Raw genomic sequence first — 19733 nt, forward strand, 5'->3', positions numbered from 1 at the left:
CCGCTACCGCCGTACTTTCGGAAGGCATGCGCATCCGGGCATGCGGCTGGGCTTCAAACCCAGTAGGGGGCGTCGATCGTTCCCTGGTAGGTTCGACTCCTGCTGCCTTCCGCCATTCGTGTTTCCGCAGGAGATGTCGGCATGGCCACGCACGCGCAGTCCCCCGCCCCTTCGACGGCCGATGCCCCACAACGACTGACGTCTCTCGCGCATGGCGGCGGCTGCGGCTGCAAGATCGCGCCGGGCGTGCTGACCGAACTGCTGCGCGGCCTGCCGGCGCTTCCGGCACCGGCTGAGCTGCTGGTTGGTCGCGAGACCAGCGACGACGCCGCGGTGTACCGCCTTGATGACCGCCAGGCGATTGTCGCCACCACTGATTTCTTCATGCCGATCGTCGACGATCCATTCGACTTCGGCCGCATCGCCGCCACCAACGCGCTGTCGGACCTGTATGCGATGGGCGCGCGCCCGCTGTTCGCACTGGCCATCGTCGGCATGCCGATCAATACGCTGCCGCAGGACACCATCCGCGGCATCCTGCAGGGCGGCGAACGCGCCTGCGCCGATGCCGGCATCGTGGTGGCCGGTGGCCACAGCATCGATTCGGTAGAACCCATCTACGGCCTGGCCGCGATCGGCGTGCTCGACCCGCAGCGGCTCAAGCGCAATGCTGATGCCCGCACCGGCGACGTGCTGGTGCTGGGCAAGCCGTTGGGCGTGGGCGTGTACTCGTCGGCGCTGAAGAAGGACGTGCTGGATGCCGACGGCTACCGGCAGATGATCGAGTCGACCACCCGCCTGAACACCGTGGGCGTGCCGCTGGCCGCGCTGGACGGCGTGCATGCCATGACCGATGTCACCGGCTTCGGCCTGCTCGGCCACCTGCTGGAAGTGTGCCGCGCCAGTGGTGTCGCAGCCGAAGTGGACAGCGCACAGGTGCCACTGCTGCCACAGGCGCTGGAGCTGCTGCAGCGTGGCTGCGTGACCGGCGCCTCCAACCGTAACTGGGCCTCCTATGGCACCGAGGTGCACTTCGCCGAGGGGTTGCCAGCATATTGGCAGCCGCTGCTGACAGATCCGCAGACCAGTGGCGGGCTGTTGGTGTCCTGTGCCCCGGAAGCGGTGGATGCGGTGCTGGCCTGTTTCCACGACGCAGGGTTCGTCCAGGCAGCCGTGATCGGCCGCTTGAGCGCTGGAACACCGGGCGTCAGCGTGCGCTGATGCGCGGAAACGACAAGGGCGCCCGAAGGCGCCCTTGTCGTTTCGCCGGGTGCAGCATCACTCGATGTTCTGCACCTGTTCGCGGATCTGGTCGATCAGCACCTTCAGCTCCACCGCGGCATTGGACGTGCGGCTGTCCACCGACTTCGAGCCCAGCGTGTTGGCTTCGCGGTTGAACTCCTGCAGCAGGAAGTCCAGGCGGCGGCCGACCGGCTCACGCTGCTTGAGCACGCGGCGGATCTCGACGATGTGGCTGCCAAGACGGTCCAGCTCTTCATCCACGTCCAGCTTCTGCAGCCACAGCACCAGTTCCTGCTCGGCGCGGCCGGGGTCGACCGGGTGCGGCAGGTCAGCCAGGCGTGCGGCCAGCTTTGCGCGCTGGCCGTCGCGAATGGCCGGAATCAGCGTGCGGACTTCAGTAGCGATGCGTTCGATGCCGTCCACGCGTTCACTGATGGCGGCCGACAACTTGCCGCCTTCGCGCTCACGGGCCTCGACGAAGCCGTCCAGCACCTGGTCCAGCAGGGCCAGTGCCTCGACCTGCAGCGCGGCGGCATCGGTGGCCTCGCCACGGGTCACGCCCGGCAGCTGCAGCAGGTCGGTGAAGCTGACCTGCAGGTTGGGGAAATCGGAGGTCAGGCGGTGGGCCAGGCGGCCCAGCTGGCCCAGCAGGGCCTCGTCCACCTGCAGGTTGGCCGCCGCTTCCGGCGCGCGCAGGCGCATCACCAGATCCAGCTTGCCACGGCTCAGGCGTGCGGCGATGCGCTCGCGCAGCTGCGGTTCGAGCGCCCGCAGTTCCTCGGGCAGGCGGGTGCCGACCTCCAGGAAGCGGTGGTTGACCGAGCGCAGCTCGCAGCCCAGCGTGCCCCACGGGGTGACCCGCTCGCCGCCGGCATAGGCGGTCATGCTTCGAATCATGGATTGTGTCCGGTGCGTGCAAAGGGGGAATGGTACCCTAGCGCCCTCACCAGAGCCCCCTTGCCCGCCCCGTGAAGGCCGCGGGCGTGGCGGCGTACTCCCTCGCCATTACGGAACCCGCACCATGTCCGATTCCCGCCCCAGCGGCCGCCAGCCCGACCAGCTCCGCCCGGTCGTCATCCAACGCGGCTTCACCCGCCACGCCGAAGGTTCGGTGCTGGTGTGCTTCGGTGAAACCCGCGTGCTGTGCACCGCCAGCATCGAGAACCGCGTGCCGGGCTTCCTGCGCGGCAAGGGCGAAGGCTGGGTCACCGCCGAGTACGGCATGCTGCCGCGCGCCACCCACACCCGTAGTGACCGTGAAGCGGCCCGTGGCAAGCAGGGCGGCCGCACGCTGGAGATCCAGCGCCTGATCGGCCGCAGCCTGCGCGCGTGCGTGGACCGCAACGCGCTGGGCGAACGCACCATCACCCTCGACTGCGACGTGCTGCAGGCCGACGGTGGCACCCGCACCGCCGCCATCACCGGCGCCTACGTGGCCCTGGTCGATGCAGTGAACGTGCTGATGAAGCGCGGCGACATCAAGCGCAACCCGATCCTGGGCGCAGTGGCCGCCGTGTCGGTGGGCGTCTACCGCGGCACCCCGGTGCTGGACCTGGACTACGCCGAAGACAGCGACTGCGACACCGACATGAACGTGGTGATGAACGACGGTGGCGGCTTCATCGAGCTGCAGGGCACCGCCGAAGGCCATGCCTTCCGTCGCGACGAGCTGGACGCGCTGCTGGGCCTGGCCGAAAAGGGCGTGACCGAACTGCTGGCCGCACAGCAGGCGGCGCTGTCGGCATGAACCGGCGCCTTGCCCTGACCACCCTGGTGGTGGCCGATTACGACGAAGCCATCGCCTGGTACACCGGCAAGCTCGGCTTCGCACTGTTGGAGGACATCGACCAGGGCCACAAGCGCTGGGTGGTGGTCGGCCCGACCGATGGCAGTGCCGCCGCGCTGCTGCTGGCCCGTGCCAGCAATGAGGAGCAGCGCAGCCGCATCGGCAACCAGACCGGTGGCCGGGTCGCCTTCTTCCTCAACACCGATGACTTCCACCGCGACCACGCGGCGATGCTGGCCGCCGGCGTCGAGTTCCTGGAAGCGCCGCGCGAAGAACCCTATGCAACGGTTGCGGTGTTCCGCGATCTGTATGGCAACACCTGGGACCTGCTGGAGCCCCGTCAATGAAGAAACTGGTACTGGCCAGCCACAACGCCGGCAAGCTGGTGGAGATGCAGGAGATCCTCGCCGACCTGCCGCTGCAGATCACCTCGGCCGCTGAGCTGGGCCTGGGTGACGTGGAAGAGACCGGCCTGACCTTCGTCGAGAACGCGCTGCTGAAGGCGCGCGCCGCCTGCGAAGCAACCGGCCTGCCGGCGCTGGCCGATGATTCGGGCCTGATCGTCGATGCCCTCGGCGGTGCGCCGGGCCTGTACAGCGCGCGCTATGCCGGTCACCCGACCAACGCCGCGGCCAACAACGCCAAGCTGCTGGACGCGATGGCCGATGTTCCCGACGGCCAGCGCAGCGCCCGCTTCTATGCGGTGATCGTGCTGCTGCGCCACGCCACCGACCCGCAGCCGCTGATCTGCGAAGGCCGCTGGGAAGGACAGATCATCCGCGAACTGCGTGGCACCAATGGTTTCGGCTACAACCCGGTATTCCTGGACACCACCCACGGCCTGACCGCCGCGGAAATGGAGCCGGCACTGAAGAACGCCATCAGCCACCGCGCCATTGCCCTGCAGCAGCTCAAGCAACAGCTGGCGACGCTGTACTGACGCCACCCGATCAAACCAGGGAAGCCGGCCAGCGGCCGGCACTACCGAAGAAGCCCATGCCGCACGCCCACGACCACTGCAACCACCTGCCCGGCGAAGCCTGCTCCGCTGACCACGACAGCCCGCCGCGGCTGGTGCCGCCACCGCTGTCGCTGTACGTGCACCTGCCGTGGTGCGTGCGCAAGTGCCCGTACTGCGATTTCAATTCGCACCAGGCCAAGGGCGAACTGCCGTTCGATGCCTACATCGACGCGCTGCTGCGTGACCTGGACCAGGACCTGCCACTGGTCTGGGGCCGGGTGGTGCACAGCGTGTTCTTCGGTGGTGGTACGCCCAGCCTGTTCCCGCCGGAAGCGATCGACCGTTTCCTTCAGCAGGCCAGCGCGCGCCTGCGTTTCGCGCCCAATGCCGAGATCACCCTGGAGACCAACCCGGGCACCGCCGAGCATGGCCGCTTCGACCGCTACCGCGCGGCCGGCGTGAACCGCCTCAGCTTCGGCATCCAGAGTTTCGACGACGCCATGCTCAAGCGCCTGGGCCGCATCCACGACAGTGGCGAAGCCGAGCGCGCGGTGAAGATGGCGCAGGACGCGGGCTACGACAACTTCAACATCGACCTGATGTACGCGCTGCCGGAACAGACCCTGGCCGGCGCCGAGGCCGATCTGGAACGCGCCTTCGCACTGCAGCCGGCGCACATCTCGCACTACCAGCTGACCCTGGAACCGAACACGGTGTTCTTCGCGCGGCCGCCGCAGGGCATTCCCGATGAAGACAACGCCTGGGACATGCAGGAACACTGCCAGGCACTGCTCGCGCAGGCCGGTTTCGGCCAGTACGAAGTCAGCGCCTATGCGCGCCCCGGCCGGCAGAGCGCACACAACCTGAACTACTGGCGCTTCGGCGATTACCTGGGCATCGGTGCCGGTGCGCACGGCAAGATCAGTTCAGGCGCCGAAGAACACGTGCTGCGCCGCTGGAAGCTGAAGCATCCGCAGGCCTACCTGGACAGCGCGGGTACCCCGGCCTCGTTCGGTGGTGACGATGTGATCGCGCCCGAGCGCCTGCCGTTCGAGTACATGCTGAATCTGCTGCGCCTGCACGAAGGTTTCGGCCTGCGCGATTTCGAGTCGCGCACCGGCCTGCCGCGCAGCGTACTGGATGCCCCCCTGGCCGAGGCCGTGCAGCGCGGCTGGCTGGACGTGACGGATGGCCATGTGCAGCCGACCGAGCTGGGCCGCCGCTTCACCAACGATGTGGTGAGCCTGTTCCTGGAAGATTGATGCTCGCCTGGCAGAGCGTCGTGCCGGCCAACGGCCGGCACTACCGTTCATCGGTCGGGCCATGCCCGGCGAACGAAATGCACATCCACCCTAAAGTAGCGCCGACAGCAGCCGACACGGTAGATTCACCAGATCGATCCGCGGGAATCCGGGTACCGCCTGCCGATGTCAGCCGTCTTTTCCATCACTCCTGCCGACAAGAACCGACTGGCCGCCAGCGACCTGCCACCGCGGGTACGTGAGCTGTTGGGCGCGCTGATCGGCCTGTGCCGGCAGACGCTGGCCGCGCCCCTGATCCTGACGGTGGAGGCGCTGGAGCAGAATCTGCTTCACGACGCCGACCGCGCACGCAATCCGCAGCAGCAGGCCGAGCTGATGGCCCAGCGCGGGCAGCTGCATGCGTTCTCCGGCCACTTCGCCGACCGTATGCTCGACGCCGTGGCCGATGCCCTCGCACGGCTGCGCGAACCGGCCAGCGGTGTCAGCACCAGTGCTACGCCGCCAGCGCTGCCGGGCATGCTCGGGCTGTCGCTGGTCGATGAGCATGAAGTGGATCGCGACCTGCTGCTGACCGAGATGGTGCGGCGCGAGACGCTGCGTTCAACCAACACACTGAACCTGCTGGGCCAACGCTTGGGCGTACTGGCGGCGGCGCCGGCCTTCGAGGCCGACACCCTGCCACTGGCACCGCAGGCACTGTGCGCGATGGTGCGCCGGATTGCCGAACAGGACGCGCTGAGCGTCGAGGTACAGCTGGCGCTGTATCGCAGTTTCGAACGGCAGGTGCTGGAACGGCTGGGCGATATCCTTGACCGTGCCAATGCCCTGCTGGCCCAGTCCGGCGTACTGCCGGGGCTGGTCTACACCCCCTACCTGGCACGCTCGTCGAGCACGCGGCGGATCATCACCCAGTCGGTGGGTGGCGGCCGCACTACGCAGCCGGCCAAGCGCGCCGCAGCCCCGCTGACCGGCTGGAACGGTTCGGCACCGGCCGGCTCCTGGTCCAGCCTGGTACAGGACGCCTTCCACGGGGGCGGCGCAGCCGGCCCCGCCACGCCGGGCGTAACCACGTCCACCGGCGGTGCATTGCATGAACTGCTGCAGCAGGCACGGCATGCCAGCCCTGCCCCTGCGGACAGCGGCGCAGTGCCCAGCGCGGCAGTCGACGCAGTCCTCGCGCGCCTGCAGGCCCAGTCCAGTGCCGCAACCGGAGTGGCCGACCTGCAGGCTGCCGTGGTCGCGCAGCTGCGCAGCGAGCATGGTGCGCAGGCCCAGCTGGGCAGTCACGACCGTGACAACCTCGACCTGCTGCGCATGCTGATGCAGCAGGTGCAACAGCAGCAGCGTCCCGATCCGGTGCCGGCCGCCCTGCTGGCGCGCCTGCAGGTGCCCCTGGCACGCGCGGCCATGGCCGACCCGGGCTTCTTCGTGCGCGACGAACACCCCGCGCGTGAGCTGCTCAACCAGATCGCCGAAGTCGGCGCCAACTGGCTGGGCGATGACGATGTGGACCCACAGCTGCTGCAGCGCATGGCGCAAAGCGTGCAGGGCCTGCTGGGGCAGGATGCACGTGCGCCGGAGGCCTTTGCCGCCGCCAACGAAGACGTGCAGCAGCACCAGCGCGCGGCGGCCCATCGTGCCGAACTGGCCGAGCGCCGCCATGTGGAAGCCGCGCGCGGCAAGGAACGATTGGAACTGGCCCGTCGCCAGGCCACCGCACAGATCGACCAGTGCTGCGACACGCAGTCGCCGCCGCGCTTCGTGCAGACCCTGTTGCGCCAGGCCTGGGCCGATGCACTGACCCTCACCCGCCTGCGCCATGGTGACGATTCGCCACAGTGGCAGGAGCGCCTGCAGCAGACCGAGCGCATCGCCGCCATCACCGCACAGGCCATCGACGCCCCTGGCGGCACCGATACCGCGCTGGCAGCGGACGTGGAGGCCGCACTGCTGCAGGTCGGCTACCACGCCGAGGAAGCCGCCGCCGTCGCGCGCAGGCTGGCAACGCCCGGCGGCGAGGATGAAAGCACCTCGCGTACCGAGCTCAGCGCACGCCTGAAGGCACGTGCGCGCCTGGGCGAGCACGCCGGCACGAACAGTGGCACCGCGTCTGCCACACCACGCAGCAGCGCCGAAGAAGCGGCCTACCAGCAGCTGTCCACGCTGCCGTTCGGCAGCTGGTTCGACATCGACACGGGCGATGGCACGCTGCGCCGCCAGCGCCTGTCCTGGTACAGCCTGCTGACCGGCCACGCGTTGTTCGTCAATGCGCGCGGGCAGAAGACCACCGATACCGACCTGGATACGCTGGCACGGCAGATCAGTGCCGGGCGCGCGCAGCTGGTCACCGAAGACAAGGGCCGGCTGGTCGACCGTGCCTGGGAAGCCAGCCTCGGTGCGCTGCGTGCACTGGCCACGGGCCGCGCACAGGAGACCCCCGCATGAAAGCCGTACCGCCGCAGGACACCCGCCGCGCGCCGCGCCGCCAGGTCTCGGACCTGGTGCCGGTCACCGACCAGATGCGCGAGTGCGTGGTCGGGCGCCTCGGCAATGTCTCCGAAACCGGCATGCTGATGCTGGCCAGCGTGCCGCTGCGCGAGGATGCGCTGTACCAGCTGCGCTTCCCGTTGCCACTGGGTGATGGCCGCCAGCAGGCCATCGACGTGGGCGTGCATCTGCTATGGAGCGAGCCCGCGCACGTACCCGGGCAAAGCTGGACCGGCTTCCGCTTCCTCACCCTGTCACGCGAGCATCGGCAGCTGCTGCGGCAGTGGGTGGGCGAGGACAGCGACGAGGGACCGGTTTCGACGGCCTGAGTGCCGGTTCCGGCACAGCGGTTTTTCGCGGTATGCGGCAGAATCTAGGGCCGTTTTCCGTGTCGAGCCACCGCAATGATCCAGCAAGACCCCGGCGCCCTGTATTCCGACCACCTGGCCGTGCTGTGCCGACGTGCCGAACAGGCGCTGGCCCGCGGTGGCTTCGATCACCTGGTGGTGCCCAGCGGCACCCTGCACTACCAGGTGTTCGACGACCGCGACTACCCGTATGCGGTCAATCCGCAGTTCAAGGCCTGGCTGCCGCTGACCCGCGTGCCCAACAGCTGGATCGTGTTCACCCCGGGCAAGCGCCCGGCCGTGATCTTCCACCAGCCCTTCGACTACTGGCACGTGGTGCCGGACGCGCCCAGCGGCTGGTGGGTGGAGCACTTCGACATCCACATCATCCGCAAGCCCGAAGAGGCGCTGGCCCTGCTGCCGGCCGACCCGGCGCGCTGCGCCATCCTCGGCGAGCCGCAGAGCGCGCTGGGCAACTACGTGCCGAACAACCCGGCGCCGGTGGTGAATTACCTGGAATGGCACCGCGGCAGCAAGACGCCGTATGAGATCGCGCTGATGCGCCAGGCGCAGGTGCTGGGCGTGCGCGGCCACCGTGCCGCCGAAGCCGCGTTCCGCAATGGCGCCGACGAATTCAGCATCCACATGGCCTATTGCCAGGCCGTCGGCCAGGATGCCAACGAACTGCCCTACGGCAACATCGTGGCCCTGAACGAACACGCCGCCGTGCTGCATTACACCGAGCTGGGCCGCAAGGCGCCGCAGCCGCTGCGCAGCTTCCTGATCGATGCCGGTGCCAGCGCCTACGGCTACGCCAGCGACATCACCCGCACCTACGCCGCGCAGGGCCACGACGAGTTCGCGGCGATGATCGCCGCCGTCGACGCTGCCCAGCAGCAGATGTGCGCGGCGGTGCGGCCGGGCTTTGACTACAAGCAGCTGCACGTGGACGCGCATCTTTCGCTGATGGGCGTGCTGAAGGACTTCGGCGTGATCAAGGTATCGCCGCAGACCGCGCTGGAGACCGGCGTCAGCGCCGCGTTCTTCCCGCACGGCATCGGCCACCTGATCGGCCTGCAGGTGCACGACGTGGCGGGGTTCGCGGCCAGTGACGAAGGTGGCCGCATCGAGCGCCCGGCCGGCCACCCTTACCTGCGCCTGACCCGCGTGCTGGAACCGGGCATGGTGGTGACCATCGAACCGGGCCTGTACTTCATCGACATGCTGTTGAACGAAGTGAAGGACGCCGGTCATGGCGATGCGATCAACTGGGACCGCGTGGACTTCTTCCGCCCGTATGGCGGCATCCGCATCGAAGACGAAGTGCTGTGCACCGAGGGCGAAGCGGACAACCTGACGCGGCCGGCGTTTGCGGCGGCGAACGGCTGAGCCCCTCGTGGTTGCCCGTTGAATCAAAAGCCGCGCTTGGCCGGGCGGGGTGGGTTTGCAGGACACGCCGTAAACCCATCCATGGGGGCTCGATGGCGCCATCCATGGCGCCAACGGTCCTGCAAACCCACCCCGCCCAGCCCTTGACAGTTTCCTGCCGCGTCCAACCACGGAAAAGAAATAAAGAAAAGCAAAAGCGGGTCGCTCGCTGCGCTCGCTCTGTGCCGACCAGGGTCGACACCTACCAATCGTCGTTCGTTCCAACAACCGCAATTGCCAGTAGATCCACGCCATGCGTGGATGATTCATTCGATGTCTGATAGATGTGCCGACCAACGGTCGGCACCCACCAACAGCCCCGTGAACCTGTCGGAGGCGGGGTACTGTGGGTTTGCGGGGTGTGAGCGGCATGGATGCCGCGACCAAGCCCCCATGGACGGGTTTACGGCGTCCCCGCAAACCCACAGTGCCCCGCCATCCCACGGAATGCCCGCTGTTGCTGTTGCTTCGGATGTTGCCCTGGCTTGAAGCAGGTGCAGGGCTGCAAGCCCTGCCGATAACCCCTTACCCCGCCATCACCGCTTCGATCTCGTCGGCGCTGCGCGCCAGGCCTTCGGTCAGCACACGATGGCCGTCATCGGTGATCAGCACATCATCCTCGGTACGGATGCCGATGCCGCGCCAGCGCGGCTCCACCGTCGTGTCGTCCACGCCGATGTACAGCCCCGGCTCGATGGTGAACGCCATGCCCGGCTCCAGCAGGCGCGAATCGCCCGCCAAGCGGTAGTCGCCCACGTCGTGCACGTCCATGCCGATCCAGTGCCCGGTCTTGTGCCGGTAGAAGCGCTGGTACAGGCCTTCGGACAGGTTCTTTTCCAGCGTGCCCTTCAGCAGGCCCAGCCGCAGCAGGCCTTCGGTCAGGGTCTGTACCGCCGCCAGGTGGCCGGCCTCGTACGGTACACCCGGCTTGGCCTGGGCCAACGCGGCGGCCTGCGCATCGCCGACCAGGTCGTGCAGCGCACGCTGCTCGGCACTGAAGCGGCCATTCACCGGGAAGGTGCGGGTGATGTCGCTGGCATAGCCGCGGTATTCGGCACCGGCGTCGATCAACACCAGCTCGCCATCGCGCGAACGCGCGTTGTTGTCGCGGTAATGCAGGATGCAGCCGTTGCGGCCGGCACCGACGATGCTGCAGTAGGCCGGCACAGCGTCGCTGGCACGGAACACGCGTTCCAGTTCGGCCTGCAGTTCGTACTCGTGGATACCCGCCCTGGCAGCCTTCATCGCCGCCAGATGCGCACGCACGCTGATCTGCGCGGCGTGGTGCATCAACGCCACTTCGGCTCCGGACTTGAACAGGCGCTGCTCGTGCAGCAGGTGGCCCAACTCCAGGAACTCGTGCGGGGGCTGCGCGCCGTGGCGCACCTGCGAACGCACGCGGTTGACCCAGCCGATCAGCTTCAGGTCGAAATCCGCGTCGCGGCCGAAGTGGTAGTAGACGCGCGAACGGCCTTCCAGCAGGCCCGGCAGGATGTCGTCCAGATCGTCGATCGGGTAGGCATCGTCCATACCGTACTGCGATACCGCGCCTTCCTGGCCGGCGCGGCTGCCGTCCCAGGCTTCGCGCTCGGCATCGCGCTCGCGGCAGAACAGGATGGCCTCGCCGTGGCGGCGGCCCGGGATCAGTACCAGCACCGCTTCCGGCTCCGGGAAACCGCTCAGGTACTGGAAGTCCGAATCCTGGCGGAACGGGTAATGGGTGTCGAGGCTGCGCACCTTCTCGGCTGCGGCCGGCAGTACCAGGATCGCGTCCTCGCCGGCCATGTCCATCAGCTGGCGGCGGCGACGCTTGTATTCGCCGGCCGCGATGCCGGTGCGCTGCTTGATGTCCATCAGTTCAGGCGCTGCCGATGGCGCGAGGCCAGCACCACGTCACCGTGCAGCAGCAGCACCGCCACGCGGATGAATTCCTCGATCTCCGACAGGGCTTCGTCGTCATCATCGCCGCCGGCCTCGAAATCCTCGCTGGAGGCGCGGGCCAGGCTGGCCATGTCGGTCAGCGCTTCCTCGCCCTCTTCGGACAGGGCTGGCCGGTTGCCACCACTACCCAGACCGAAGCCGCCCAGGAACGAGCGGGTCCAGCTGAACATGGCATCGGCCTGCGCGGACACGTCATCGTTGTCGGTCAGCAGCAGTTCGAAGGCGAAGTCACGGTCTTCCAGCTGCTTGATGGTGACCTGCAGCAGCTGCGCCAGCACGCTGTCGGCAGCCACCGGCGCCAGGTTGTCGTCGGCCAGCACGCGCGCCGGCCAGTCGTTGCCGGGGGCGCCGCCGGCGGCCAGCCAGCCACACAGCGCGCCGTGCAGCTCGGCAGCGGTGGCGCCCAGGCCCAGTTCCTGGCTGGCGCGGGTAACGTCGTCGACGGAGGGAAGTTCGGTCATCGTGCGGCTCGTTCGGAAAGGAAACCCGGGACGCGCACGCGCGCGCCCGTGAGACCCCGTAGTGTAGCAACCCGACGGCATCCTCTCCGCAGCCGTCCAGCCTTGCTGCGACAACGCTTGACCGCCCTTACCCGGCTTGCCTATCGTGCCCGTATGGAACCCGCTGATCCCCTTGCCCAGCTGCAGGACTTCGCCGCCCGCGTGGAAGCGTTGCTTGAACGCAACCAGCGCCTGGCCGAGGAGAACCGCAGCCTGCGCCACCAGCAGGAACAGCTGGTGGCCGAGCGCTCGACGCTGCTGGCCAAGAATGAGCAGGCACGTTCGCGGGTGGAAGCAATGATCAGCCGGCTCAAATCCCTGGAGCAGCACACATGAGCGCCGAACCGGTCAGTGTCCGCATCCTCGATCGTGAATACACCGTGGGCGTCGGCGGCGATGAACGCGACAGCCTGATGGCCGCCGCGCGCCTGCTGGATGCGCGCATGCGCGAGATCCGCGGCAGCAACCGCATGGCCGCGGTCGATCGCGTCGCCGTGCTGGCCGCGTTGAACCTGGCCCACGAACTGCAGCTGCTGCGCGACGAAAACGCCCGCCAGGCGGTGGCCCTGCAGCAGACGCTGGCCGACCTGAACCGGCGCCTGGACCGCGCCATCGACGGCAACGCCTGAAGGTCGTGCACAACGCGTCTTCTCATATCTGAATTGGCACGGACTGTTGCCGACGAACGGCCTATCCAGATCCTGCGTGCTGGCTATAATGGCCACGCGTTCTCTGCGGTACTCGACGGCATGTGCAAACATTCGCCTTGTCCCTTAAGAACGACACCGGGAGCGCGACAGCGCCGGGAGTGCAGGTCCGCCTTGTAGCGGGAAGCCCGATGGTTCTCCAGCGTTCCCACTTGAGCCCCCGGGTTCAAGGTCGTTTCGCATGCATCGACATTGCGGAGAATGCAATATTCCAGCAAGGGCGGCGTCTTCGGGCGTCGCCCTTGTTCTTTCCGGCACAATGACGGCTGATCCTTGCCGCACGCTGCCATGACCGACCCGCGCCAGGCCCTGCGCCACGACCTGCGGCAACGCCGCCGCGACCTTTCCGCCGCTGAGCGCATCGCCGCCGCCGAATCGCTTGCCGATGCCCTGCTCGCCCTGCCGTTCGCCCCGCGCGAAGGCGCCGTGGCCGGCTACTGGGCGCTGGATGGCGAAATCGCCCTGCACCGCTGGCAGCTACAACTGCCCGAAGGCCTCACCTACTGCCTGCCGGTGCTGGCCGGTGAGGTGCTGCGCTTCGCACCGTGGCGGCCGGGGCAGCCGCTGACCAGCAACCGCTACGGCATTCCCGAACCGGACGTGGCGGTGGAAGACACCCTGGAACCGGCGCAGATGGCGCTGGTAGTGACCCCGCTGGTGGGTTTCGACGCGCAGTGCCGGCGGCTGGGCATGGGGGGCGGCTGGTATGATCGCAGCTTCGCCTTCCGCCACGATCGGCCGGCGCCGCCCTGGCTGGTCGGTGCTGCGTTTGCGGTGCAGCAGGTCGAGTCCTTGCCGGTGGCGTCGTGGGACGTGCCGGTGGATGCGATCTGCACCGAAGACGGCACCCTGTTCCCCTCCGCTGCCCCCGTGAACGCATGACCGCCCGCAAGCGCTACTGGCTGATGAAGTCCGAACCGGACGCCTTCTCCATCGATGACCTGGCCAAGGTCAAGGTCGAACCCTGGAACGGGGTGCGCAACTACCAGGCGCGCAACTTCATGCGCGATGGCATGCAGGTGGGCGACGGCATCCTGTTCTACCACTCCAATACCAAGGTGCCGGGCATCGTCGGCCTGGCCACGGTGGCCAGCACGGCCTACCCGGACGACACCCAGTTCGATCCGAAATCCGACTACCACGACCCCAAGAGCACGCGCGAGAACCCGCGCTGGATGCTGGTGGACGTGGCCTTCGACCGCAAGCTCAAGCAGGTGATCGCGCTGGACGAGATCAAGCTGCACGCTGATGAGCTCGGCGAAGGCTTCCCGCTGGTTGCCAAGGGCAACCGCCTGTCGGTGTTCCCGGTGACGGCCGCGCAGTGGAAGCTGCTGCTGTCGCTGGAAAAGAAATCCTGATTCCCTGCCTGAGAGTTCTCCCATGTCCGAAGCCAAGCGCCTGGCCGCCGAGAAAGCCATCGAGTACGTAGAAGACGGCATGATCGTCGGTGTCGGCACCGGTTCCACCGTGGCCTATTTCATCGATGCCCTGGCCCGCATCCAGCACCGCATCAAGGGCGCCGTATCCAGCTCCGAGCAGAGCACCGCGCGCCTGAAGCAGCACGGCATCGAGGTGATCGAGCTGAACCACAGCGGCAACCTGTCGCTGTACGTGGACGGCGCCGATGAGTGCGACGCCAACAAGTGCCTGATCAAGGGCGGCGGTGCCGCGCTGACCCGCGAGAAAATCATCGCCGAGGCCAGCGAGCGCTTCATCTGCATCGTCGACCCGAGCAAGCAGGTGCCGGTGCTGGGCAAATTCCCGCTGCCGGTGGAAGTGATCCCGATGGCGCGCAGCCTGGTCGCCCGCCAGATCCGCGACATGACCGGCGGCCAGCCGACCTGGCGCGAAGGCGTGGTCACCGACAACGGCAACCAGATCCTGGACATCCACAACCTGCAGATCACCGATCCGGAAAAGCTGGAGCGCGAACTCAACCAGCTGCCGGGCGTGGTCTGCGTCGGCCTGTTCGCACGCCGCCGCGCCGATGTGGTGATCGTCGGCGGCGAGCCGCCGGTCGTGCTCTGACCCTTTCGAAGGATCCTGACGATGTCGCTGTTGCGTTCGCTGCTGATGCTTCCGCTGCTGGCCCTGGCCGGCTGTGCCACCGACGCGGCCCGCCATTGGGTCGAGCTGGATGGCGCCCGCTACCAGGTCGAGCTGGCCACCAACGATGAAACCCGCGCGCGCGGGTTGATGTTCCGCGACCAGATGGCCGCCGACCACGGCATGCTGTTCATCCACGACCGCGAGGAAATGCAGGCGTACTGGATGAAGAACACGAAGATCGCGCTGGACATCCTGTACTTCGACAGCGAGCGCAGGCTGGTCAGCCAGCAGCGCGACGTTCCGCCGTGCTCGGCCGGCGACATGTGCCCGCCGTATCCCAGCGGTGGCCCGGCCCGGTACGTGCTGGAGCTCAATGCGGGCCAGGCCGAGAAGCTGAAGCTGAAGGACGGCACCGCGCTGACCTTCGGCCCGGGCATCGAGTAGATCCTCGCCCTGCGTTGAGGAGGAGCGGTAGGCGCCGACCTTGGTCGGCACTGACTTGCCGCGCGCTGGCTGGCTGTGGTGTGGACCAAGGTCCACACCCACCGGAAACCCATCGCCCCAGGCCGTGACTTTTTCACGCGGCACCGCTTGAAACCGCCTGCAAATGTCGCCAGTCTGTGGTCATGCAGGACCGGATCTCTCTCCCCGACTGGGATGCACTGGCCGACCTCGAAGACGAGGCGCTGCCACTGTTGCCGACCGCACTGCTGATCGCGCGCGATGAATACCCCGATCTGCAGCCGTCCACCTACGACGCGTTGATCCAGAGCCATGTCGACCACCTCCGCTCGGAAGTGGACAGCATCGACAACAGCCCGCTGAAGATGGCAGCGATCAACCGTCACCTGTTCGACGAGCTGGGCTACAGCGGCGACCACGACGAGTACTACGACCCGCGCAACAGCTACCTCAACCAGGTATTCGAGCGGCGCCTGGGCAACCCGATCTCACTGGCGCTGGTGCAGATGGAAGTCGCGCGCCGGCTGGGCATTCCGCTCGATGGCGTGTCCTTCCCCGGCCACTTCCTGGTGCGCCTGCCGGTGGACGACGGCGTGCTGGTGATGGACCCGTTCAACGGTGGCCGCCCGTTGGACGTGGACGAACTGCGCGAGCGGGCCAAATCACACTTGGGTGGGCAGATGCCGGACGACCAGGTGCTGGCGCAGATCCTTGACCCGGCGCCGGCGCGCGCGATCCTGATGCGCATGCTGCGTAACCTGCATGGCGTGTACGCCGAGGCCGGCGAGTGGGACCGCGCTGCACGCAGTGCCGATCGCCTGCTGAAGCTGGCCCCGGAGCAGGACGACGCGCTGCGGGATCGCGGCCTGGCCTATCTGCAGCTGGAATATCTGGCCGGTGCCCGCCACGACCTGGGGCAGTACCTGAAGCGCAATCCCGAGGCCAGCGATGCGCAGTGGCTGCGTGAGAAGCTGATCGACCTGGGCGGGCCTGTGCCGCGGCTGCATTGAGGGAGTCGGTGTGTGGACCAACGGTCCACACCCACCCCAACGGTCCGCACCCACAGAAGGGCCTGCAGGCCCTACCGGTCAATCGACTTCAACCATCTCGAAATCGGCCTTGGTCACCCCGCAATCGGGGCAGGTCCAGGTCTCGGGGATGTCCTCCCAGCGCGTCCCCGGCGCGATGCCCTCCTCCGGCAAGCCTTCCGCTTCGCTGTAAAGGAAGCCGCAGACCACGCACATCCAGGTGCGCAAGGTGGTGGGGGTGGCATCGCTCATCGGATAATCAGGGCTGGATTCACGGGCCGCCATTGTCCCATCGCGGCCCACGCACCGGTAGCCATCGATGACTTCTGCTTCCCCGGCGCCCCGCGGCGTCTACCTGATCACCCCGGACGAGCCCGATACCGCGCGCCTGCTGGCCCTTACCGCGCCGCTGCTGGCCGCTGGCGCCACCTGGCTGCAGTACCGCAACAAGACCGCCAACGACGCGCTGCGGCAGGAACAGGCCACCGCCCTGCAGGCGCTGTGCGCGGAGCGCGGCGTGCCGCTGATCATCAACGACGACCCTGCGCTGGCCAAGGCCGTGGGCGCGGCCGGCGTGCACCTGGGCGGCACCGACGGTGACATCCCCAGCGCGCGCGCCCTGCTCGGCCCCGACGCCATCATCGGCGCCTCCTGCTACGACCAGTTGGCCAATGCCGAGAAGGCCGTGGCTGCCGGCGCCAGCTACGTGGCCTTCGGCGCGTTCTTCCCGACCACCACCAAGATCACCACCAGCCGCGCCCATACCGACCTGCTGCGGCAAAGCGCCGCACTGGGCGTGCCGCGGGTGGCGATCGGCGGGCTGACGCCGGACAATGTCGGTCCCATCATCGATGCCGGCGCCGATCTGCTGGCCGTGGTCAGCGGCATCTATGCCGCGCAGGACCCGGTCGCGACCCAGCGCGCCTACCTCGCCCGATTCGATACGCAGCAGTAATCCCCAGGAAACCCCATGAACCACGACCAGTCCCACGCCCTGTTCTCCCGCGCCCAGGAACTGCTGCCCGGCGGCGTCAACTCACCGGTGCGCGCGTTCAAGTCGGTCGGCGGCGAACCCTTCTTCGTCGAGCGCGCCGACGGCGCCTACCTGTACGACGTCGACGGCAACCGCTACATCGACTACGTGGGCTCGTGGGGCCCGATGATCGTCGGCCACAACCACACCGCCGTGCGCCAGGCAGTGAAGAAGGCGATCGACAACGGCCTGTCCTTCGGTGCGCCGTGCGCAGCGGAAGTGACCATGGCCGAGACCATCACCCGGCTGGTGCCGTCGTGCGAGATGGTGCGCATGGTGAACTCCGGTACCGAAGCCACCCTGTCGGCGATCCGCCTGGCGCGCGGGGCCACTGGCCGCAACTGCATCGTCAAGTTCGAAGGCTGCTACCACGGCCACGGCGACTCGTTCCTGGTCAAGGCCGGCAGCGGCATGCTGACCCTGGGCGTGCCGACCTCGCCGGGCGTGCCGGCCGGCCTGAGCGAACTGACCCTGACCCTGCCCTACAACGACTTCGAGGCCGCCACCGCCCTGTTCGAGGCCCGCGGCAGCGAGATCGCCGGCCTGATCATCGAACCGGTGGTGGGAAATGCCAACTGCATTCCGCCGCGCGCAGGCTACCTGCAGCACCTGCGCGAACTGTGCACGAAGCATGGCGCGCTGCTGATCTTCGACGAAGTGATGACCGGCTTCCGCGTCGCCCTCGGCGGTGCGCAGGCGCACTACGGCATCACCCCGGACCTGACCACCTTCGGCAAGATCATCGGCGGCGGCATGCCGGTGGGCGCCTACGGCGGTCGTCGCGAGCTGATGCAGCAGATCGCCCCGGCCGGCCCGATCTACCAGGCCGGCACGCTGAGCGGCAACCCGGTGGCGATGGCCGCTGGCCTGGCGATGCTGGAGCTGATCCAGCAGCCGGGTTTCCACGCCGACCTGGCCGAGCGCACGGCACGCCTGTGCGCCGGCCTGGAAGCCGCCGCCGCCGAAGCCGGCGTGGCCGTGACCACCACCCGCGTGGGCGCGATGTTCGGGCTGTTCTTCACCAACGAGAAGGTGGAGACCTATGCACAGGCCACCGCCTGTGACATTCCGGCGTTCAACCGCTTCTTCCACGCAATGCTGGACCAGGGCGTGTTCCTGGCACCGTCTGCGTACGAGGCCGGCTTCCTGTCCAGCGCGCACGACGATGCCGTGATCGAAGCAACGCTGGCCGCGGCACGCGTGGCGTTCAAGGCAGCCAAGGGCTGATCGCAAAAAGGGGACGGAGCGGATCAAGTCGTTTGTGTACAAACGACTTGATCCGCTCCGTCCCCTTTTTTCAACCGAAGACGAACTTGCCCTTCATCATCGCGAAGTGGCCGGGGAACGAGCAGAAGAAGGTGTAGTCACCGCCCTTCTGCAGGCCCTGGGTAGAGAAACGCACACGCGTGGTCTCACCACCGCCGATCACCTTGGTGTGCGCCAGCACGCGCTTGTCGGCCTTCGGCAGGTAGCTGTCGGCCAGGGTCATGCGCATGCCCGCCATCGCCACCGGCTGATAGTCGGCGGTGCGGGTCAGCACCCAGTTGTGGCCCATCGCGGTAGTGGCCAGCTTGCCGGTGTGGCGCAGGGTCAGGTCCACGGCGGTGCAGTCGGCGGCGACCTTGATCTCGCGGCTGCTGAAGCTCATCTGGTCGGTGCTGTCGATGCTCACCGCACACACCCGCGCCATCGCCGACGGCGCCAGCATCAGCGCGCCCACTCCCACTGCCACCCTCCAAGCCTTCATCGTTGCATCTCCTGCGGATTCAAGCGCCATTCTAGGCAGGCCCCTGTGGCCGCGTCTGCGACCGTCTGTCGCATGGCTGCTCCAGGGTTTCCCGAGTGTTCACTGCAATGGCATGCTCGGCCGATGCGTATCGATCTGTTGCTGTTGGATGTGGATGGCGTGCTGGTGCAGTACCAGCGCGCGCAACGCGTGCTGCACCTGGCCCAGGCGCTGCAGGTTCCGGCGCAGGCCGTGCAGGCCGCGCTGTATGACAGCGGACTGGAAGCGGCGCATGACAATGGCACGCTGGATGGCCCGGCCTATCTGGCGCAGCTGGGGGAGCGTCTGGGCACGACGGTCGATGTGGCTGCATGGACCGCGGCGCGGCGGGCCGCCAGCCATCCGCAGGCTGCCGTGCTGCAGCGGCTGCAGGCCCTGCAGCTGCCGATGGCGGTGCTGACCAACAACGGCGCGCTGATGCAGCAGGCCTTGCCCGCCCTGCTGCCGGAACTGTTCCCGGCCCTGCGGGAGCGCGTGTTCTGCAGCGCCGGTTTCGGCCTGCGCAAACCCGCACCGGAAGTCTTCCTGCGCACGCTTGAGGTACTCGGCGTGGCGCCTTCGCACACGCTGTTCATTGATGACCTGTTCGCCAATGTGCGCGGCGCACGCGCTGCCGGCCTGCACGCGGAAACCGTGCGCGATGGCCGGGGATTGGGCAAGGTGTTGAAGCGCTATCGGATCGCATGACGCGCTGTAGAGCCGAGCCCATGCTCG

The 19733-nt window shown here is 67.8% G+C and carries 23 protein-coding genes, 1 tRNA gene and 1 other RNA gene; 20 read left to right on the top strand and 5 right to left on the bottom strand.

What is annotated here, in order from left to right; genetic code table 11:
- Positions 1–19: 19 nt before the first annotated feature.
- Positions 20–115 (top strand) — tRNA-Sec (locus AC5P6E_RS00900).
- A gap of 26 nt (positions 116–141) precedes the next feature.
- Positions 142–1221: a selenide, water dikinase SelD gene (selD, locus tag AC5P6E_RS00905; RefSeq protein WP_329835471.1), complete on the top strand. Its 1080-nt coding sequence runs from the start codon at positions 142–144 to the stop codon at positions 1219–1221.
- 57 nt (positions 1222–1278) lie between these two features.
- Here the strand turns inward: selD and AC5P6E_RS00910 are convergent, their stop codons facing one another.
- Complete coding sequence (locus tag AC5P6E_RS00910) at positions 1279–2139, bottom strand: YicC/YloC family endoribonuclease (protein ID WP_019661992.1); 861 nt, start codon at positions 2137–2139, stop codon at positions 1279–1281.
- 124 nt (positions 2140–2263) lie between these two features.
- Between AC5P6E_RS00910 and rph the strand changes: the two genes are divergently transcribed.
- The 7 genes from rph to pepQ all read left to right on the top strand — a co-directional run bounded on the left by rph (position 2264) and on the right by pepQ (position 9474).
- Complete coding sequence (gene rph / locus AC5P6E_RS00915) at positions 2264–2989, top strand: ribonuclease PH (RefSeq protein WP_329835473.1); 726 nt, start codon at positions 2264–2266, stop codon at positions 2987–2989.
- A complete protein-coding gene (locus AC5P6E_RS00920) occupies positions 2986–3375 on the top strand; it encodes a VOC family protein (protein ID WP_019661993.1) in 390 nt (129 codons plus the stop codon). Before rph ends, AC5P6E_RS00920 begins: the two co-directional genes overlap by 4 nt.
- Complete coding sequence (gene rdgB / locus AC5P6E_RS00925; protein WP_010484033.1) at positions 3372–3968, top strand: RdgB/HAM1 family non-canonical purine NTP pyrophosphatase; 597 nt, start codon at positions 3372–3374, stop codon at positions 3966–3968. The genes AC5P6E_RS00920 and rdgB overlap by 4 nt, the downstream gene beginning before the upstream one ends.
- Before the next feature lie 56 nt (positions 3969–4024).
- Positions 4025–5251, top strand: coding sequence for a radical SAM family heme chaperone HemW (gene hemW / locus AC5P6E_RS00930; RefSeq protein ID WP_043400308.1), 1227 nt, complete (start codon positions 4025–4027; stop codon positions 5249–5251).
- Positions 5252–5416: 165 nt separating this feature from the next.
- Positions 5417–7696 carry a DUF1631 family protein gene (locus AC5P6E_RS00935; protein WP_329835475.1) on the top strand — a complete coding sequence of 760 codons (2280 nt, stop codon included), beginning with the start codon at positions 5417–5419 and terminating at the stop codon, positions 7694–7696.
- Complete coding sequence (locus AC5P6E_RS00940; RefSeq protein WP_010484030.1) at positions 7693–8067, top strand: PilZ domain-containing protein; 375 nt, start codon at positions 7693–7695, stop codon at positions 8065–8067. Before AC5P6E_RS00935 ends, AC5P6E_RS00940 begins: the two co-directional genes overlap by 4 nt.
- 75 nt (positions 8068–8142) lie before the next feature.
- Positions 8143–9474: a Xaa-Pro dipeptidase gene (gene pepQ / locus AC5P6E_RS00945; RefSeq protein ID WP_049437173.1), complete on the top strand. Its 1332-nt coding sequence runs from the start codon at positions 8143–8145 to the stop codon at positions 9472–9474.
- A gap of 564 nt (positions 9475–10038) precedes the next feature.
- Here pepQ and AC5P6E_RS00950 read toward each other — a convergent pair.
- The gene (locus AC5P6E_RS00950) at positions 10039–11361 is read right to left on the bottom strand and encodes an aminopeptidase P N-terminal domain-containing protein (protein WP_152906278.1); all 1323 of its coding nucleotides are present in this window, start codon (positions 11359–11361) and stop codon (positions 10039–10041) included.
- A 5-nt stretch (positions 11362–11366) separates the two neighbouring features.
- Positions 11367–11915 (bottom strand): YecA/YgfB family protein, encoded by a 549-nt coding sequence (locus AC5P6E_RS00955; RefSeq protein ID WP_049437176.1) that lies wholly within the window; start codon positions 11913–11915, stop codon positions 11367–11369.
- 153 nt (positions 11916–12068) lie between these two features.
- Here AC5P6E_RS00955 and AC5P6E_RS00960 point away from each other — a divergent pair, with 153 nt between their 5' ends.
- The 8 genes from AC5P6E_RS00960 (at position 12069) to AC5P6E_RS00995 (ending at position 16182) form a co-directional block, all read left to right on the top strand.
- A complete protein-coding gene (locus AC5P6E_RS00960; protein ID WP_005410898.1) occupies positions 12069–12290 on the top strand; it encodes a TIGR02449 family protein in 222 nt (73 codons plus the stop codon).
- Positions 12287–12583, top strand: coding sequence for a cell division protein ZapA (locus tag AC5P6E_RS00965; RefSeq protein ID WP_010484026.1), 297 nt, complete (start codon positions 12287–12289; stop codon positions 12581–12583). Before AC5P6E_RS00960 ends, AC5P6E_RS00965 begins: the two co-directional genes overlap by 4 nt.
- Before the next feature lie 97 nt (positions 12584–12680).
- Positions 12681–12866: non-coding RNA, 6S RNA (ssrS, locus tag AC5P6E_RS00970), on the top strand.
- A gap of 83 nt (positions 12867–12949) precedes the next feature.
- Positions 12950–13543, top strand: a complete 594-nt coding sequence (locus AC5P6E_RS00975; RefSeq protein ID WP_019338637.1) for a 5-formyltetrahydrofolate cyclo-ligase — start codon at positions 12950–12952, stop codon at positions 13541–13543.
- Complete coding sequence (locus tag AC5P6E_RS00980; protein ID WP_019338636.1) at positions 13540–14019, top strand: EVE domain-containing protein; 480 nt, start codon at positions 13540–13542, stop codon at positions 14017–14019. The genes AC5P6E_RS00975 and AC5P6E_RS00980 overlap by 4 nt, the downstream gene beginning before the upstream one ends.
- Before the next feature lie 22 nt (positions 14020–14041).
- Entirely contained in the window at positions 14042–14689 is a 648-nt protein-coding gene (rpiA, locus tag AC5P6E_RS00985; protein ID WP_006389802.1) for a ribose-5-phosphate isomerase RpiA, read from the top strand.
- A 21-nt stretch (positions 14690–14710) separates the two neighbouring features.
- A complete protein-coding gene (locus AC5P6E_RS00990; RefSeq protein WP_010484023.1) occupies positions 14711–15154 on the top strand; it encodes a DUF192 domain-containing protein in 444 nt (147 codons plus the stop codon).
- 182 nt (positions 15155–15336) lie between these two features.
- Positions 15337–16182, top strand: coding sequence for a SirB1 family protein (locus AC5P6E_RS00995; RefSeq protein WP_010484022.1), 846 nt, complete (start codon positions 15337–15339; stop codon positions 16180–16182).
- A gap of 78 nt (positions 16183–16260) precedes the next feature.
- Here the strand turns inward: AC5P6E_RS00995 and AC5P6E_RS01000 are convergent, their stop codons facing one another.
- Positions 16261–16485 (bottom strand): rubredoxin, encoded by a 225-nt coding sequence (locus AC5P6E_RS01000; RefSeq protein WP_014038358.1) that lies wholly within the window; start codon positions 16483–16485, stop codon positions 16261–16263.
- A 34-nt stretch (positions 16486–16519) separates the two neighbouring features.
- Here AC5P6E_RS01000 and thiE point away from each other — a divergent pair, with 34 nt between their 5' ends.
- Together thiE and hemL are read left to right on the top strand one after the other, a co-directional pair.
- The gene (gene thiE, locus AC5P6E_RS01005; RefSeq protein WP_495230613.1) at positions 16520–17155 is read left to right on the top strand and encodes a thiamine phosphate synthase; all 636 of its coding nucleotides are present in this window, start codon (positions 16520–16522) and stop codon (positions 17153–17155) included.
- 15 nt (positions 17156–17170) lie between these two features.
- Positions 17171–18460: a glutamate-1-semialdehyde 2,1-aminomutase gene (gene hemL / locus AC5P6E_RS01010; RefSeq protein WP_495230614.1), complete on the top strand. Its 1290-nt coding sequence runs from the start codon at positions 17171–17173 to the stop codon at positions 18458–18460.
- A 70-nt stretch (positions 18461–18530) separates the two neighbouring features.
- Here the strand turns inward: hemL and azu are convergent, their stop codons facing one another.
- On the bottom strand, positions 18531–18980 hold the full coding sequence (gene azu, locus AC5P6E_RS01015) for an azurin (protein WP_019338772.1): 450 nt from the start codon (positions 18978–18980) through the stop codon (positions 18531–18533).
- Positions 18981–19103: 123 nt separating this feature from the next.
- Between azu and AC5P6E_RS01020 the strand changes: the two genes are divergently transcribed.
- A complete protein-coding gene (locus AC5P6E_RS01020) occupies positions 19104–19706 on the top strand; it encodes an HAD-IA family hydrolase (RefSeq protein WP_049453666.1) in 603 nt (200 codons plus the stop codon).
- The last annotated feature ends 27 nt before the right edge of the window (positions 19707–19733 follow it).

This window comes from Stenotrophomonas sp. YJH_SMC_16 (assembly GCF_059367875.1).

Bases quoted from the DNA above. Each gene is read 5' to 3' on its own strand.
- AC5P6E_RS00965 (WP_010484026.1), top strand. From the start codon at position 12,287: ATGAGCGCCGAACCGGTCAGTGTCCGCATCCTCGATCGTGAATACACC.
- AC5P6E_RS00995 (WP_010484022.1), top strand. From the start codon at position 15,337: ATGCAGGACCGGATCTCTCTCCCCGACTGGGATGCACTGGCCGACCTC.
- AC5P6E_RS00920 (WP_019661993.1), top strand. From the start codon at position 2,986: ATGAACCGGCGCCTTGCCCTGACCACCCTGGTGGTGGCCGATTACGAC.
- AC5P6E_RS00910 (WP_019661992.1), bottom strand. From the start codon at position 2,139: ATGATTCGAAGCATGACCGCCTATGCCGGCGGCGAGCGGGTCACCCCG.
- AC5P6E_RS00990 (WP_010484023.1), top strand. From the start codon at position 14,711: ATGTCGCTGTTGCGTTCGCTGCTGATGCTTCCGCTGCTGGCCCTGGCC.
- pepQ (WP_049437173.1), top strand. From the start codon at position 8,143: ATGATCCAGCAAGACCCCGGCGCCCTGTATTCCGACCACCTGGCCGTG.
- AC5P6E_RS01000 (WP_014038358.1), bottom strand. From the start codon at position 16,485: ATGGCGGCCCGTGAATCCAGCCCTGATTATCCGATGAGCGATGCCACC.
- rph (WP_329835473.1), top strand. From the start codon at position 2,264: ATGTCCGATTCCCGCCCCAGCGGCCGCCAGCCCGACCAGCTCCGCCCG.
- rdgB (WP_010484033.1), top strand. From the start codon at position 3,372: ATGAAGAAACTGGTACTGGCCAGCCACAACGCCGGCAAGCTGGTGGAG.
- azu (WP_019338772.1), bottom strand. From the start codon at position 18,980: ATGAAGGCTTGGAGGGTGGCAGTGGGAGTGGGCGCGCTGATGCTGGCG.
- AC5P6E_RS00980 (WP_019338636.1), top strand. From the start codon at position 13,540: ATGACCGCCCGCAAGCGCTACTGGCTGATGAAGTCCGAACCGGACGCC.
- AC5P6E_RS00935 (WP_329835475.1), top strand. From the start codon at position 5,417: ATGTCAGCCGTCTTTTCCATCACTCCTGCCGACAAGAACCGACTGGCC.
- hemL (WP_495230614.1), top strand. From the start codon at position 17,171: ATGAACCACGACCAGTCCCACGCCCTGTTCTCCCGCGCCCAGGAACTG.
- AC5P6E_RS00975 (WP_019338637.1), top strand. From the start codon at position 12,950: ATGACCGACCCGCGCCAGGCCCTGCGCCACGACCTGCGGCAACGCCGC.
- thiE (WP_495230613.1), top strand. From the start codon at position 16,520: ATGACTTCTGCTTCCCCGGCGCCCCGCGGCGTCTACCTGATCACCCCG.
- hemW (WP_043400308.1), top strand. From the start codon at position 4,025: ATGCCGCACGCCCACGACCACTGCAACCACCTGCCCGGCGAAGCCTGC.
- AC5P6E_RS00955 (WP_049437176.1), bottom strand. From the start codon at position 11,915: ATGACCGAACTTCCCTCCGTCGACGACGTTACCCGCGCCAGCCAGGAA.
- AC5P6E_RS01020 (WP_049453666.1), top strand. From the start codon at position 19,104: ATGCGTATCGATCTGTTGCTGTTGGATGTGGATGGCGTGCTGGTGCAG.
- selD (WP_329835471.1), top strand. From the start codon at position 142: ATGGCCACGCACGCGCAGTCCCCCGCCCCTTCGACGGCCGATGCCCCA.
- rpiA (WP_006389802.1), top strand. From the start codon at position 14,042: ATGTCCGAAGCCAAGCGCCTGGCCGCCGAGAAAGCCATCGAGTACGTA.
- AC5P6E_RS00960 (WP_005410898.1), top strand. From the start codon at position 12,069: ATGGAACCCGCTGATCCCCTTGCCCAGCTGCAGGACTTCGCCGCCCGC.
- AC5P6E_RS00940 (WP_010484030.1), top strand. From the start codon at position 7,693: ATGAAAGCCGTACCGCCGCAGGACACCCGCCGCGCGCCGCGCCGCCAG.